We start from the raw sequence: 11,669 nt of genomic DNA on the forward strand, positions 1-11,669 counted from the left end.
GCTCCCCGTATGAGCACCCCCGGCCTGCGTGAGCGCAAGAAGCGGCGGATGTACGAGACCGTGTCGGACATCGCCGTGCGGCTCTTCATGGAGAAGGGGTTCGAGGCGGTGTCCGTCGCGGAGGTGGCGGCGGCGGCCGAGATCTCGAAGCCGACGCTGTTCCGGTACTTCCCCGTCAAGGAGGATCTGGTGCTGTACCGGATCGCCGACCACGAGGGGGAGGCCGCGCGGGTGGTGGCGGCGGCCGAGGGTCCGGCCGTGGAGGCGTTGCGGCGGCATTTCCTCGAAGGGCTCGACCGGGGGGACCCGGTGACCGGGCTCAACGACCACCCCGACGTGCTCGCCTTCCACGCCCTGCTCTACGGGACGCCCTCGTTGGTCGCCCGGGCGCACACGCACCAGGAGCGGTCGGAGGCCGCGCTCGCCGAGGTGCTCGGAGGTGATCTGGACGCGCGGCTGGCGGCCGGGCAGATCATGGCCGTGCTGCGGGTGCTCGCCCTGGAGAACTGGCGGCGGATCGCGGCGGGGGAGCGGGTGGCGGACCTGCGGCCGGACGCGGTGGCGGCGGCGGAGCGGGCGTTCGGGTGGCTCGCGGCCGGAATGCCGCCCCGCCTCCAAGATGATACTCGGTAAATTATTTAACTCGGTCACTTTTTCGCGTACGCTCGGTGGAATGACCTCGACCGAGCCCGCCCTTCAGCACGTCCTCGCACAGGAACGCGCCCACCACGAACGCTGCCGGACGGCCCTAGCCTCGATGGTCGAGGGCGCCGGTGAACAGGTCGCCATCGGGGAGGACGTCTCCGCGTCCGGGGCCGACGCCGAAGTCCTCGGGCACCGGCTGCGCAGCCGGGCGAAGGCGCTGCGGGAACTGCCCGAGGGGCCGCTGTTCTTCGGGGCCCTCCAGGGCGGGGACGGGCCGTTGCACCTCGGGCGGCTGCGCATCTCCGAGCACCCGGCCGAACCGCCCCTCGTCGTCGACTGGCGCGCGCCCGTCTCGCGCGCCTTCTACCAGGCCTCGGCGCGGGACCCACAGGGCGTGGCGGTGCGCAGGCGCTTCGGATGGGCGCCCGGCAGCCGGGGCGACTCCGGCGATCTCACCGGCCTGGAGGACGAGCACCTGGGGCGGGGTGAGACGCGCGACAGCGAGATCGTCGCCCGGGAGATCGAACGGCCCCGGGTCGGGCCCATGCGGGACATCGCCGCCACGATCCAGCCCGAGCAGGACGACCTCGTAGACGGGGAGTTGCGGGAGCGCGCGACCACCGTCGAGGGCGTGCCCGGCGCGGTCGTCCAGGCCGTGCGGGACGCCCTGCGGCGGGAGGGCTCGGTCGGGATCGTCGCGGCGGACGCGGACGTTCCGCGGGTGCGGGCGGCCCTGGACGCGGCCGGCATCGAGGCGGCGGGCCCGGACGACGTCGGGGCGCCGGTCTCCCTGGTGCCGGCGAGCCTGGTCAAGGGCCTCGAGTACGACCATGTCGTGGCCGTCGAACCGGCGGCGATCGCCGAGGCGGAGGAACGGGGGCTGCACCGGTTGTACGTGGTGCTGACCCGGGCGGTGTCCCGGCTGGAGGTCGTGCGGGGGAGGCCACTGCCCTTCTAGGGAAGGGTGGTTGGGCCAGGGAGGGGTGGATAGGGTCCCTGCCATGGCTGATGTCGACGCGTTCACGGACATACCCACGACCACACTGGCCGATCTGCTGGGCCGCGGGCAGGTGATGGACCTCGGGATCCGGCCGCTGTGGGGCCCGGTGCCCCGGGTGGCGGGCCCGGCCTTCACCGTACGGTGCCCTCCCGGCGACAACCTGATGCTGCACGCCGCGATCCACCGGGCCGGGCCCGGTGCGGTCGTCGTCGTGGAATCGGGCGACCTGGACTACGCGCTGGCCGGCGGCAACGTCTGCGCGGTCGCGCGGCGCCGGGGCGTCACCGCGTTCGTCGCCGACGGGCTGATCCGCGACCTCGCCGAGGTGCGGGACATGCGCTTCCCGGTGTTCGCCCGCGGTGTCATCCCCATCCCCGGCACCAAGTCGGCCGCCCGGCCGCTGAACGAGCGGGTGCGCTGCGGCGGGGTCACGGTCGACGCGGGCGACACGGTCGTCGCCGACGAGGAGGGCGTCGTGGTGGTCCCCGGGGCCCGCCGCGAGGAGGTGCTGGCCGCGGCCCGGGCGAAGCTGGCGAAGGAGGCGGCACAGACCCTGGACGCGTGGGAGTCGGCCCACCGCACGCGGATCGACGAGATCCTCGCGGAGCAGGGGTTCGAGGCCTGACCGGCACCGGCCGGACATCGCTTCCGGCGCAGTGGCCCGGCCGTTCATGCTGGTGCCGAGAAGGGCCCTCCCTCCGTGAACGACAGCCGGTGGAAGCGTTCGCCGATGTGCCGGTGGGTCGCCGCGTCCGGGTGGACGTGGTCGGGGAGGGGGAGGGCGGTGGCGTCCGCCGCGCCGTAGAGGTCGAGGCCGTCGAGGTAGTGCAGGTTCGGGTCGTCGGCGGCGCGCTGCCGGACGATGCGGGACAGTTCCTCGCGGATCACGGTGAGGGTGAGCTTGCCCATGGCCGTCTCCGCCGGGTCGCCCATGGCGGCGAAGAGGAGGCGGCCCTCGCCGAGCGCCTGACCGTCGGGGGCGGTCGGGCCCGGCGTGTCCTCGTGGAGGGCGCAGTGGATGGGCGACACGAGCAGCAGCGGAGTCTCGGGATGTCCCTCGCGGATCGTGTCGAGGAAGCCGTGCACGGCCGGACCGAAGGCGCGCAGCCGCATCGCGTCCTGGTTGACGATGTTGATGCCCATCTTGACGCTGATCAGGTCGGCCGACGTGTCCCGCATGGCGCGCGCGGTGAACGGGTCGAGCATCGCGCTGCCGCCCAGTCCGAGGTTGATCAGTTCCACCCCGCCGCGCAGCGCGGCGATCGCGGGCCAGACGGCCGTCGGGCTCGCGGCGTCGGAGCCGTGGCTGATCGAGCTGCCGTGGTGCAGCCACACCCGGCGGCCCCGGTCCGGCGCGGGCAGGACCGGGGCGTCCGTGCGCAGGGCGACCAGTTCGGTGGTCTCGTTGTGCGGCAGCCAGATCTCGACCTCCTTGTCGCCCTCGGGCAGGTCGGTGAAGCGGACGGTGCCGACCGGGCCCGGCGTGAGCTCGCCCTCCCAGGTGGTCAGGTCGACGGTCAGGACGTTGCCGCCGGTGCCCGAGGCATGCCCGGCCGGGCGGCCGTCGACGAGCAGGTCGTACAGCCCGTCCGGGCGCGGCGGGAAGCCGGTGTACTCGCGTTTGGTGCGCAGCGTGTCCAGCTCGACGACGCTCGCGGCGCTGCGGAAGGCCAGACGTACGCCGGAGGGCTGGGCCTCGGCCATCGCCAGCTGGGCGTTGGTGTTCTGCGCGCGGGCCCGGGCCGGGAGGCGGTGGGGAAGCAGGCCGTGCTCGGTGCGCTCCACGTCGAGGGCGCCGCGCAGCAGGTCCGCCGTGAGGGGCGTGGTGATCCAGTCGTGCTCGGTGTGCATGGGTGTCAGCCTCGGGGATCGGTAGGGGCCGCGGGCCGGTTCCGCAGCAGCGTGTCGAGGGCGTCGAGGATCCGGGCCCAGCAATCTCGGTGTCCGGCGTCGCGCGGCTGAAACCGTCGCCGGGCCACGCGGGCCGGGCGATCAGGCGTCCTGGGGGCCCGGCGGGCGGGCCGGCTGAGTTTCGGGTCGGTGTCCACACCGACCACCGTGCCGCGCGGGAGCGGCGGGGTCGTCTTACGCCGGGAGTGCACCGGGATACTGGCGTCAGAGTATGGGCGGGTGTCACTGCGGTGGCGGCGGAGTGCGGGCGTGTGTCACTGCGGTGGTGCCGGACTACGGGCGTGTGTCACTGCCGTCGCCTAGGTTCACGGCATGACCGAGCCCTCCCACCTCACCGCTGTCCGCGTGTCCTACGACACCGTCGCCGCCGACTACGCCCGGCGCGTCATGGAACCGGCTGAGCTCGACCCGGTGTCGCGCGCGATGCTCGCGGCCTTCGCCGAACTCGCAGCCCCCCTCGGGCCGGTCGCGGACCTGGGCTGCGGCCCCGGCAAGGTCACGGCACACCTGGCCGCTCTGGGAGTACCGGTGTTCGGCGTGGACGTGTCGCCGAGGATGATCGAGCTGGCCCGGGCGGCGCACCCGGAACTCCGCTTCACCGTCGGCTCGATGACCGCCCTGGACATCGGCGACGGCGAACTCGGCGGCGTCCTCGCGTACTACGCCACCCACCACACCCCGCCGCGGTGGCTCCCGACCGTCTTCTCCGAGTTCCACCGCACCCTCGCCCCCGGTGGTCGCCTGATGCTGGCCGGCCATGTCGGCGACGGCGAGCACCTCCGCCCGACCCACGCCTACGGCGGCCACCCGGTGTCCTACGAGTCGTACCTCCTCCCACCCGACCGCATCACCGAACTGCTCCAACAGGCCGGGCTGGTGGTCACGACCCGGGTGGTGCAGGAACCGGAGGGCGCCTCGAAGAGGCGGGCGGGGACGTTCTTGGCGTACAAGCCGGAGTGACGCCGACGGCCATCAGACCGGCCGCTCGTGCACCCACACGCGTAGCGGTCCGACGGCTTCGAAGCCGTACCGGAGGGCGGCCGCCAGGTCGGCACCCTGCTCGTAGCCCACGACGGGCAGAGGGGGGAAGAGCCGGCCGACCGCGCGCAGGACCAGGGGCCAGGCCGCGTGGGGCGGTCCGAAGACGTTGGACACCCCGACCACATGAGCACTGCGACTGGCCACCGCGCCGCAGACCACCCGCCCGTCGGCGGATCGCCCGGCGAGCACGAACGTCTCCGGATCATCGAGCACCCCCGGCCGGAAGAGGCCCGCGTTCCCGCCCCCGTCGTCCCAGGCCAGTGCCCAGTCACGCAGCGCGCCCGGATCACTCACGGCATCCCATGCGAGATCCGGCGCCGTGACGGGAACACCCGCCGGACGATGGATCCACTCCGCCTCGAACAGCACCCGGAACCCGGCCCCGGTCAGATCGAGGTCGGCGAAACTGTCCTTCACCGAGGCTCCGGGCGAGACCGTGTCGATCCGCGCCACGAGCGCCTCCGGGTCGGCTCCCGGCTCCAGCGTCACGGCGTCGGGGTAGTACACCGGCGTACGCCGAGCGGCGGCCCACGCCTCGCCCCCGAACGCACTCGCCACCCCGTGCGCCCGGCCCATCACCGCACACCACTCGGCGTTGCTGCGGGCGGCGGCGCGGATGAGGGCCTGCTGGGGAGTCGTCACAACGCGGATCAAATCGATGGCCGGACCGGTCCGTCCACCGATTTGATGATTGCCGCCCCCGACCACTGCTGGAAGGACTCCCCCTGTGCCTGTCTCCCCTCCTGACTCCGGACCGGCCGTCGCGCTCCTGCGCGGGCTCGGCGCGGCGGACATCGCCCATCCGGGCGGCACCCTCCTCGCCCACCTCACGCGGGTACAGCGACGACTCGCCGCGTGGGGTGCCCGCCCGGCCCTCCAACTCGCGGGCCTGTGCCACGCGTTCTACGGAACCGACGGCTTCCCCGAAGCCCTGCTGCCCTTGGATCGCCGTGACGAACTCGCAGCGGCGGTCGGTGCCGAAGCCGAGGCCCTGGTGTACCTGTATGCCTCATGCGATCGCGGGGCCACCTATCCGACGCTCGCGGATGCCGACGGACCCTTTCATGACCGGTTCACCGGCCTGAGCCACATCCCGGAGCCGCAGTCGCGGCGCGACTTCGCCGAGTTGTCCGCCGCCAACGAGACCGACCTCGCTCGCCTCGACCCCGCGTTCCGCGACCAGTGGGGACCCGAACTCCTCAGCCTCTTCACCCGCATCCGCCCCCTGCTGAGCCAACCGGCCTGGACGGACTGTCAGGAGGTGCTGGCCGGATGATGCTGAGCGCGATAACCCTGGACTGCGCGGATCCGCCGGCGCTCGCGGCGTTCTACCAGCAGGCCACCGGGCTGGAACCGCATCCGAAGTCGAACGCCGACTTCGCCGCGCTGCGCAGCGAGGGCGGACTCTCCCTTGGCTTCCAGCGGGTCGACGGCTACCGGGCACCGAGCTGGCCCGACCAGGAGGTTCCTCAGCAACTGCACTGCTGCTTCAGGGTCGAGGACCTGGACGAGACCGAGGCGCGGCTGGTGGAGTTGGGCGCCGGCAGGCCGGAGGACCAACCGAACCCGGGCAGGTGGCGGGTGCTCACGGATCCTGCGGGGCATCCCTTTTGCATCGTCGGGGGCTGAGCGAACGGCTCGGCCGCCAGGGGAGAGGCGGGGTTCAGCTGCTCGGGTCGCCCTCCTCGGGCACGTCGCCGGTCGGCTGTTCGACGACGAAGGAACCCTTGCCTCGCACGGTGACGATCAGGCCGCGCTCGCGGAGTTCCTGTGCGGCTCGTCGCGCGGTGAGTCGTGCCACGCCGTACTCGTCGGCGAGGTGGTTCTCGGAGGGGATCGGCCTGTCCGGCGCCAGCTCGCCGGACGCGACCTTCTCGGCGATCACGTCGGCCAGCTGCACGTAGAGCGGTCTGGCACTCATAGGGTCCAGCGAGGTCTTCGGCGCTTCGCTATCGCTCATACGTCCAACGTAGAGCGGTAGCGACCTGCCCGATCGGGTGGATCCCTCTGCACTTGTATGTAGAGGGCTATATGCAGGTGTAGCGTCATGGACGGAAAGGCCCCGGCGAGGTGGCTAGACCTCCCGGGGCATGGCCAACGCTTAGCAAGGAGCGTCAGCATGCACGACCTTATCGCCCCCGCCCTCCATTGGCTGCGCCTCCTCTTCGCCCCCGGCACCGGCAAACGGCGTCGGGGACGTCGGCACCTCGCCCTCGTCGGTTGCCCCTCCGCCCCCCGGCCACCGCAGCTCCCCCGCCACCGCTCCCCGTACGGCCTGCACGGTCCTCTCGACGGCACCGCCTGCGTCCTCGTCCGCCCCTACCTCGCCGCCGACCTCGGGATCGATTTCGACCAGCACCTGACCGGCGCGCGGAAGGTGGCCGCCTGATGGGACGCCGCACCGGTCAGACACACGTCACGCCGTCACCCCGGCTCCTGCCCTGGCTGTCCCCCGAGGGCAACCCCTGTTACCTGGTGACCGACGACAACGGCAGCCGCCTCTCCCGTCTCGCCGACGACCTGGAAGCCGTCCAGCTCGCCACAGGCACCGACGTGCTCGGCCTCGCCCGCAAGGTGCTGGCCGACCCGGCCTCGCCGTACACGGAGGTCCGTTTCGCCGGCCTCCGTCTCGCGGAGTGCCTGACCGACGCCCTGCGTGTCGCCGAGTCCCGGGGGATGCGCGTGCCGGTACCGGACAGTGAGGACACAGGGGAGAACTGACGTCGGTTCACGCGGGAGAGGTCGGTGAGACTGAGCACGATAGGTGTCGTCATCCTTCCGTCCCGACCTGCCCTTTCGTGAAGCTCTGAGCGCGACATCTGTCGCCGAACTCGCATCGTTCCTGACGTGATCCGCGCTCTTTGCAGGCAAGTTGTCGTCAACTTCGAAGATCGCCCCTCCCAGGGGAGGCGTGCGGCTTCCCTGGGAACATGAGCGATATCCGGGACTCCTTGTGGTCCCATCGCTGTACGTGGACGGACCTGCTGGTCCCGGTCGGGCTGGACGCGGGACGGGGAGGCATGGACCTGTCCGATGGGTGGACGGCGACGTGGAAGTACGCCGGGGACGAGATCACGGGCCCGGTCCGCCACCTGGAGCAGGTGCCGGTGGCGAGCCGCGGGCCGATGCGGGGGTTCACCTGGCGGCGGGAGCAGCGGCACCGGCCGGTCTGGAGTCGCTGGTGTCCACGGGGCGGCTGCACAGGTTCGAGAGTCTCGAAGAGGATCAGCTGCTGGTAGCGGTGCCCTGTGCTCACGTCATGGAGACGACGACCTTGCCGGCTTTCGGGCGGCCCTTTTCGACGTACTCCATGGCCTGAAGGGTCTCGTCGAAGGGGAAGACCTGGTCGACGACGGGGCGGATCTTCCCGGTGTCGATGAGGGGGGTGAGTTCGCGGAGTTGGTCGCCGCTGGCCTTCATGAACAGGAAGGAGTACGTGACACCGAGACGCTTGGCCTGGCGCCGGGTCTTGGCGCTGAGCGCGGCGATGCCCAGGCGGAGCACCAGGTTCGAGCCGAGTTCGCGGGCGGTGGCCGGGTCGGGCGGGCCCGCGACGGAGATGGCCAGGCCGCCGGGCTTGAGGATGCGCAGGGACTTGGCGAGGTTCTCGCCGCCGAGGGAGTCCAGGACGAGGTCGTAGCCGGTGAGGAGTTCGGAGAAGTCCTGGGTGCGGTAGTCGATGACCTCGTCCGCGCCGAGGTCCTTGACGAGGTCGATCTTGGCGGTGCTCGCGGTGGCGGCCACGTGGGCGCCCAGTGCCTTGGCCAGTTGGATGGTGATGGATCCCAGGCCGCCGGCGCCCGCGTGGATGAGGACCTTCTGGCCCGGCTGGACGTTCGCCCGCTCGACCAGGGCCTGCCAGGCGGTCAGCGCGACCAGGGGGAGGGAGGCGGCCTCGGTCATGGTGAGCGTGGCGGGCTTGGGGGCCAGGTCGTCCTGGTGGACGGCGAGGAGTTCGGCGAAGGTGCCGATGCGGTCCTTGTCGGGCCGCGCGTAGACCTCGTCGCCCACGGCGAAGCGGGTGACGGACGATCCGACGCGGACGACGGTCCCGGCGAGGTCGTTGCCCAGGACGAGCGGGAGGCGGTAGGGCAGGATCTGCTTGAGGTCACCGTCGCGGATCTTCATGTCCAGTGGGTTGACACTCGCCGCGTGGATCTTGACCAGGACGTCGTCGGCGCCCACCTGGGGGTCGGGTATCTCGGCGGCACGCATGTTGGACGCGTCACCGTACTTCTCGACCATGAAGGCCTTCATCGTCATCTCCGTTTCGGGCGTCGTCGGGACACCCCGCCAAATTAGATTGCGACAATAATCTAAAAACCAGACTACGATAGATGTCAGTCGACATCCAAATGGGAGGTGGCCATGGGCCGCGTATCGCAGGCGCAGGCGGAGGAAAATCGCAGGCGGGTGGTGGACACTGCGTCGCGGCTGTTCCGGGAGCAGGGCACCCGCGTCAGCGTCGCCGATCTCATGAAGGCGGCCGGCCTCACCCACGGTGCCTTCTACAAGCAGTTCGTCTCCAAGGAAGCGCTCGTCGATGAGGTCGCCGCCCACGCCTTCGATGAGTTCGCACGGCGCTTTGCGGCCGGGCTCGAGCGGCACGACGGGCAGCGGGATGCCGCTCAGCGGGCCCTGATCGACGCCTACCTCTCCGTCGAACACCGTGACAACGCGGCGGACGGCTGCCCGGTCGCGGCTCTCGCCATCGATATCGCGCGCGAACCCGAAGGCCGCGAGGCGCGCCGTACCTACGCGGAGGGCGTGGCCGACTTCGCCGCGTTCCTCGCCCCCGCCGAGGCCGTCGGGGGCGGCGAGAGCGGCCTCGCCCGGCTGTGCACCCTGGTCGGTGCTCTGGTCCTGTCCCGGGCCACCCAGGGCTCCCCGTTCTCCGAGGAGATCCTCGCCGCCGCGCACGCGGCCCTGACGGAAGCCGGCTGACCGGGGGCCCGGCATCGGGCGCCGCGCGGCGTGTGTGCACCGGTCACACCCGCGAGGTGACGCGGGGCCCGAGGCTTCCCTGCTCGCGGCCTGATCGATCTGGCGTAGTTCCGTGCTTCCTACGGCAGTTGTCGTGCGAATGCGACACCTATCGTGCTCAGGCTCAGTCGGCCCCCGCGTGGCGTGGCGCACTTTTGCAAGCGGGTGCTTGCAATAGTTAGCGGGGTGTTGCACTGTGGGCGCATGGCATCGCTCAACGTCGGCAATCTCGGTGACTACCTGCGCGAGCAGCGGCGCACGGCGCAGCTGTCGCTCAGGCAGCTCGCCGATGCCGCCGGGGTGTCCAATCCGTATCTGAGCCAGATCGAGCGCGGGCTGCGCAAGCCGAGCGCGGAGGTGCTGCAGCAGGTCGCCAAGGCGCTGCGGATCTCCGCCGAGACGCTGTACGTCCGGGCCGGGATCCTCGACGCCGAGCGGGACCGGGACGAGGTGGAGACGCGGGCCGTCATCCTCGCCGACCCGACGCTCAACGAGCGGCAGAAGCAGGTGCTGTTGCAGATCTACGAGTCCTTCCGCAAGGAGAACGGGTTCGGGACCGGCGACGGCTCGGACGCCCCGGACGGCTCGGGCGTCACGGGTGTCGTCGGTGTCGTCACCGGGGACGGTGCGGTGAGTGTCGACGGGGACGCTCCCGACGCCGGTACCGGGATACCGGGGACCGGCCCGGCCGACGGCGATCAGCCCGCCCGGCGCCGCAGCCGCAAGAGCACCGGCAGGAGCACCGGCAAGAACGACGGCGGTACGACCGCCACCCGCCGTCCCCGCGAGGGCGCCGGCGGCAGCGACACCGATCCGCAGCAGACGGCCGGCTGAGCCGGACCAGGGCACCGGCCGTACCGCCGCGGATCACACCAACCCTCAGCCGAACCCTCAAGCGAGACAGAATCCGGGAGGACCATCACCATGGCCATCACCGACGACCTGCGCAAGACCTTCAGCGACCCGACCCCGCTCTACTTCGCCGCAGGCACCGCCGACCTCGCCCTTCAGCAGGCCAAGAAGGTGCCGGCCCTGGTGGAGCAGCTGCGTTCCGAGGCCCCCGCGCGGATCGACGCCGTACGCAACACCGACCCCAAGGCCGTCCAGGAGAAGGCGTCCGCCCGGGCCAAGGAGGCCTCCGTCCGCGTCAAGGAGACGCAGGAGACCCTCCAGACCAAGGTCACGACGTTCATCGGCTCCCTCGACGCCGACTTCAAGAAGCTCGGCAGCAACCTCGACGCGGACCTGAAGAAGTTCGGCGAGAACGCCCAGGACTTCGCGCTGCGCGGCGTCGGCGTGGCCGCCGAGTACGCCGTCAAGGCCCGCGAGACCTACGAGAAGGTCGCCGAGCACGGCGAGCAGGCCGTTCGCACCTGGCGCGGTGAGGCCGCCGACAGCATCGAGGACGTCGCCGAGGGCGTCGAGGAGCTGGCCATCGCCGTCGAGCCGAAGAGCCAGCCGGTCGAGGTCAAGGAGGAGCCGGTGAAGCCCGCCGGTGCCGCCGTCCCCGCCCCGGCCAAGAAGGCGCCCGCCGCGAAGAAGGCCCCGGTGCGCAAGACCACCACCGCCAAGAAGCCCACCCCGCCGGTGAAGTAGGACGGCGGAGCGATCACACACGGACGGGCCGGGCACCCTGGGGGTGTCCGGCCCGTTGTGCGGGTACGGTGACCGCGTAGGGACGAGCCGAGTCAGGTGGTGGGCGTTGTGCTGATGCAGGGCTTCGCAGGGTTGATGTGGCTTCTGAGCATGGCCCTGATCATTTTCAGTGGTTTCGCGTTGTTCGACGCGGCCGTCCGCCGGGAGGACGCCTACCGCGCGGCCGACAAGAAGACCAAGCCCTTCTGGCTGATCGTCCTGGCGATCGCCTTCGTGGTGAACCTGCTCTTCCCGATCCTGTCGTTCCTGCCGATCATCGGCCTCATCGCGACGATCGTGTACATGGTCGACGTACGGCCCGCGATCCGCGCGCTCCCGGGCGGCGGCCGCAGCCGGCGCGGCTCCAGCAGCGACGGCCCCTACGGCCCGTACAACGGCGGCCGGTAAGTACCCTGCGGCGGCCGGTAAGCAGGTAAGCACCCCGCGGCGGCCC

15 protein-coding genes and 1 pseudogene are annotated in these 11,669 nt (G+C 71.4%); 12 read left to right on the forward strand and 4 right to left on the reverse strand.

Features of this window, described 5'->3' with window-relative positions; genetic code table 11:
* The first annotated feature begins 9 nt into the window (after positions 1–9).
* From QNO09_RS30275 to QNO09_RS30285, 3 genes and pseudogenes are all read left to right on the forward strand, one after another.
* Positions 10–633: a TetR/AcrR family transcriptional regulator gene (locus QNO09_RS30275; RefSeq protein WP_283973442.1), complete on the forward strand. Its 624-nt coding sequence runs from the start codon at positions 10–12 to the stop codon at positions 631–633.
* A 40-nt stretch (positions 634–673) separates the two neighbouring features.
* A pseudogene (locus QNO09_RS30280) lies at positions 674–1,303 on the forward strand (AAA family ATPase); the annotation flags it as partial.
* A 343-nt stretch (positions 1,304–1,646) separates the two neighbouring features.
* Positions 1,647–2,270 carry an RraA family protein gene (locus tag QNO09_RS30285; RefSeq protein WP_283973444.1) on the forward strand — a complete coding sequence of 208 codons (624 nt, stop codon included), beginning with the start codon at positions 1,647–1,649 and terminating at the stop codon, positions 2,268–2,270.
* A 44-nt stretch (positions 2,271–2,314) separates the two neighbouring features.
* On the opposite strand, the gene QNO09_RS30290 is transcribed toward QNO09_RS30285, so the two are convergent.
* Complete coding sequence (locus tag QNO09_RS30290; protein ID WP_283973445.1) at positions 2,315–3,496, reverse strand: GDSL-type esterase/lipase family protein; 1,182 nt, start codon at positions 3,494–3,496, stop codon at positions 2,315–2,317.
* Between the two features lie 372 nt (positions 3,497–3,868).
* On the opposite strand from QNO09_RS30290, the gene QNO09_RS30295 reads away from it, so the two are divergent.
* Entirely contained in the window at positions 3,869–4,516 is a 648-nt protein-coding gene (locus tag QNO09_RS30295) for a class I SAM-dependent methyltransferase (protein ID WP_283973446.1), read from the forward strand.
* Between the two features lie 12 nt (positions 4,517–4,528).
* Here the strand turns inward: QNO09_RS30295 and QNO09_RS30300 are convergent, their stop codons facing one another.
* Positions 4,529–5,173 (reverse strand): hypothetical protein, encoded by a 645-nt coding sequence (locus QNO09_RS30300; RefSeq protein WP_502962365.1) that lies wholly within the window; start codon positions 5,171–5,173, stop codon positions 4,529–4,531.
* A 151-nt stretch (positions 5,174–5,324) separates the two neighbouring features.
* Between QNO09_RS30300 and QNO09_RS30305 the strand changes: the two genes are divergently transcribed.
* Positions 5,325–5,873 (forward strand): DUF6817 domain-containing protein, encoded by a 549-nt coding sequence (locus QNO09_RS30305; protein ID WP_283973448.1) that lies wholly within the window; start codon positions 5,325–5,327, stop codon positions 5,871–5,873.
* Positions 5,870–6,226, forward strand: a complete 357-nt coding sequence (locus QNO09_RS30310; protein WP_283973449.1) for a VOC family protein — start codon at positions 5,870–5,872, stop codon at positions 6,224–6,226. Before QNO09_RS30305 ends, QNO09_RS30310 begins: the two co-directional genes overlap by 4 nt.
* A 34-nt stretch (positions 6,227–6,260) precedes the next feature.
* On the opposite strand, the gene QNO09_RS30315 is transcribed toward QNO09_RS30310, so the two are convergent.
* On the reverse strand, positions 6,261–6,518 hold the full coding sequence (locus QNO09_RS30315; protein ID WP_283973450.1) for a GntR family transcriptional regulator: 258 nt from the start codon (positions 6,516–6,518) through the stop codon (positions 6,261–6,263).
* A gap of 198 nt (positions 6,519–6,716) precedes the next feature.
* On the opposite strand from QNO09_RS30315, the gene QNO09_RS30320 reads away from it, so the two are divergent.
* Both QNO09_RS30320 and QNO09_RS30325 read left to right on the forward strand, forming a co-directional pair.
* On the forward strand, positions 6,717–6,986 hold the full coding sequence (locus QNO09_RS30320; protein ID WP_283973451.1) for a hypothetical protein: 270 nt from the start codon (positions 6,717–6,719) through the stop codon (positions 6,984–6,986).
* Positions 6,986–7,318, forward strand: a complete 333-nt coding sequence (locus QNO09_RS30325; protein ID WP_283973452.1) for a BTB/POZ domain-containing protein — start codon at positions 6,986–6,988, stop codon at positions 7,316–7,318. The genes QNO09_RS30320 and QNO09_RS30325 overlap by 1 nt, the downstream gene beginning before the upstream one ends.
* A gap of 531 nt (positions 7,319–7,849) precedes the next feature.
* Here QNO09_RS30325 and QNO09_RS30330 read toward each other — a convergent pair.
* Positions 7,850–8,854 (reverse strand): NADP-dependent oxidoreductase, encoded by a 1,005-nt coding sequence (locus tag QNO09_RS30330; RefSeq protein ID WP_283973453.1) that lies wholly within the window; start codon positions 8,852–8,854, stop codon positions 7,850–7,852.
* Positions 8,855–8,965: 111 nt separating this feature from the next.
* Between QNO09_RS30330 and QNO09_RS30335 the strand changes: the two genes are divergently transcribed.
* The 4 genes from QNO09_RS30335 to QNO09_RS30350 all read left to right on the forward strand — a co-directional run bounded on the left by QNO09_RS30335 (position 8,966) and on the right by QNO09_RS30350 (position 11,623).
* The gene (locus QNO09_RS30335) at positions 8,966–9,541 is read left to right on the forward strand and encodes a TetR/AcrR family transcriptional regulator (protein WP_283973454.1); all 576 of its coding nucleotides are present in this window, start codon (positions 8,966–8,968) and stop codon (positions 9,539–9,541) included.
* Positions 9,542–9,784: 243 nt separating this feature from the next.
* The gene (locus QNO09_RS30340; protein WP_283973455.1) at positions 9,785–10,414 is read left to right on the forward strand and encodes a helix-turn-helix domain-containing protein; all 630 of its coding nucleotides are present in this window, start codon (positions 9,785–9,787) and stop codon (positions 10,412–10,414) included.
* Positions 10,415–10,504: 90 nt separating this feature from the next.
* Positions 10,505–11,176: a hypothetical protein gene (locus tag QNO09_RS30345; protein ID WP_283973456.1), complete on the forward strand. Its 672-nt coding sequence runs from the start codon at positions 10,505–10,507 to the stop codon at positions 11,174–11,176.
* Positions 11,177–11,290: 114 nt separating this feature from the next.
* Entirely contained in the window at positions 11,291–11,623 is a 333-nt protein-coding gene (locus tag QNO09_RS30350; RefSeq protein WP_283973457.1) for a DUF2516 family protein, read from the forward strand.
* Positions 11,624–11,669: the final 46 nt, after the last annotated feature.

Origin of the sequence: Streptomyces sp. 378 (genome assembly GCF_030124145.1) — a bacterium.
In the GTDB taxonomy this organism is placed as follows: Bacteria; Actinomycetota; Actinomycetes; order Streptomycetales; family Streptomycetaceae; genus Streptomyces.

Coding starts and splice junctions, on each gene's coding strand:
- QNO09_RS30350 (WP_283973457.1), top strand. CDS start 11,291: ATGCAGGGCTTCGCAGGGTTGATGTGGCTTCTGAGCATGGCCCTGATC.
- QNO09_RS30330 (WP_283973453.1), bottom strand. CDS start 8,854: ATGAAGGCCTTCATGGTCGAGAAGTACGGTGACGCGTCCAACATGCGT.
- QNO09_RS30300 (WP_502962365.1), bottom strand. CDS start 5,173: ATGGGCCGGGCGCACGGGGTGGCGAGTGCGTTCGGGGGCGAGGCGTGG.
- QNO09_RS30315 (WP_283973450.1), bottom strand. CDS start 6,518: ATGAGTGCCAGACCGCTCTACGTGCAGCTGGCCGACGTGATCGCCGAG.
- QNO09_RS30295 (WP_283973446.1), top strand. CDS start 3,869: ATGACCGAGCCCTCCCACCTCACCGCTGTCCGCGTGTCCTACGACACC.
- QNO09_RS30335 (WP_283973454.1), top strand. CDS start 8,966: ATGGGCCGCGTATCGCAGGCGCAGGCGGAGGAAAATCGCAGGCGGGTG.
- QNO09_RS30285 (WP_283973444.1), top strand. CDS start 1,647: ATGGCTGATGTCGACGCGTTCACGGACATACCCACGACCACACTGGCC.
- QNO09_RS30320 (WP_283973451.1), top strand. CDS start 6,717: ATGCACGACCTTATCGCCCCCGCCCTCCATTGGCTGCGCCTCCTCTTC.
- QNO09_RS30290 (WP_283973445.1), bottom strand. CDS start 3,496: ATGCACACCGAGCACGACTGGATCACCACGCCCCTCACGGCGGACCTG.
- QNO09_RS30275 (WP_283973442.1), top strand. CDS start 10: ATGAGCACCCCCGGCCTGCGTGAGCGCAAGAAGCGGCGGATGTACGAG.
- QNO09_RS30345 (WP_283973456.1), top strand. CDS start 10,505: ATGGCCATCACCGACGACCTGCGCAAGACCTTCAGCGACCCGACCCCG.
- QNO09_RS30340 (WP_283973455.1), top strand. CDS start 9,785: ATGGCATCGCTCAACGTCGGCAATCTCGGTGACTACCTGCGCGAGCAG.
- QNO09_RS30310 (WP_283973449.1), top strand. CDS start 5,870: ATGATGCTGAGCGCGATAACCCTGGACTGCGCGGATCCGCCGGCGCTC.
- QNO09_RS30325 (WP_283973452.1), top strand. CDS start 6,986: ATGGGACGCCGCACCGGTCAGACACACGTCACGCCGTCACCCCGGCTC.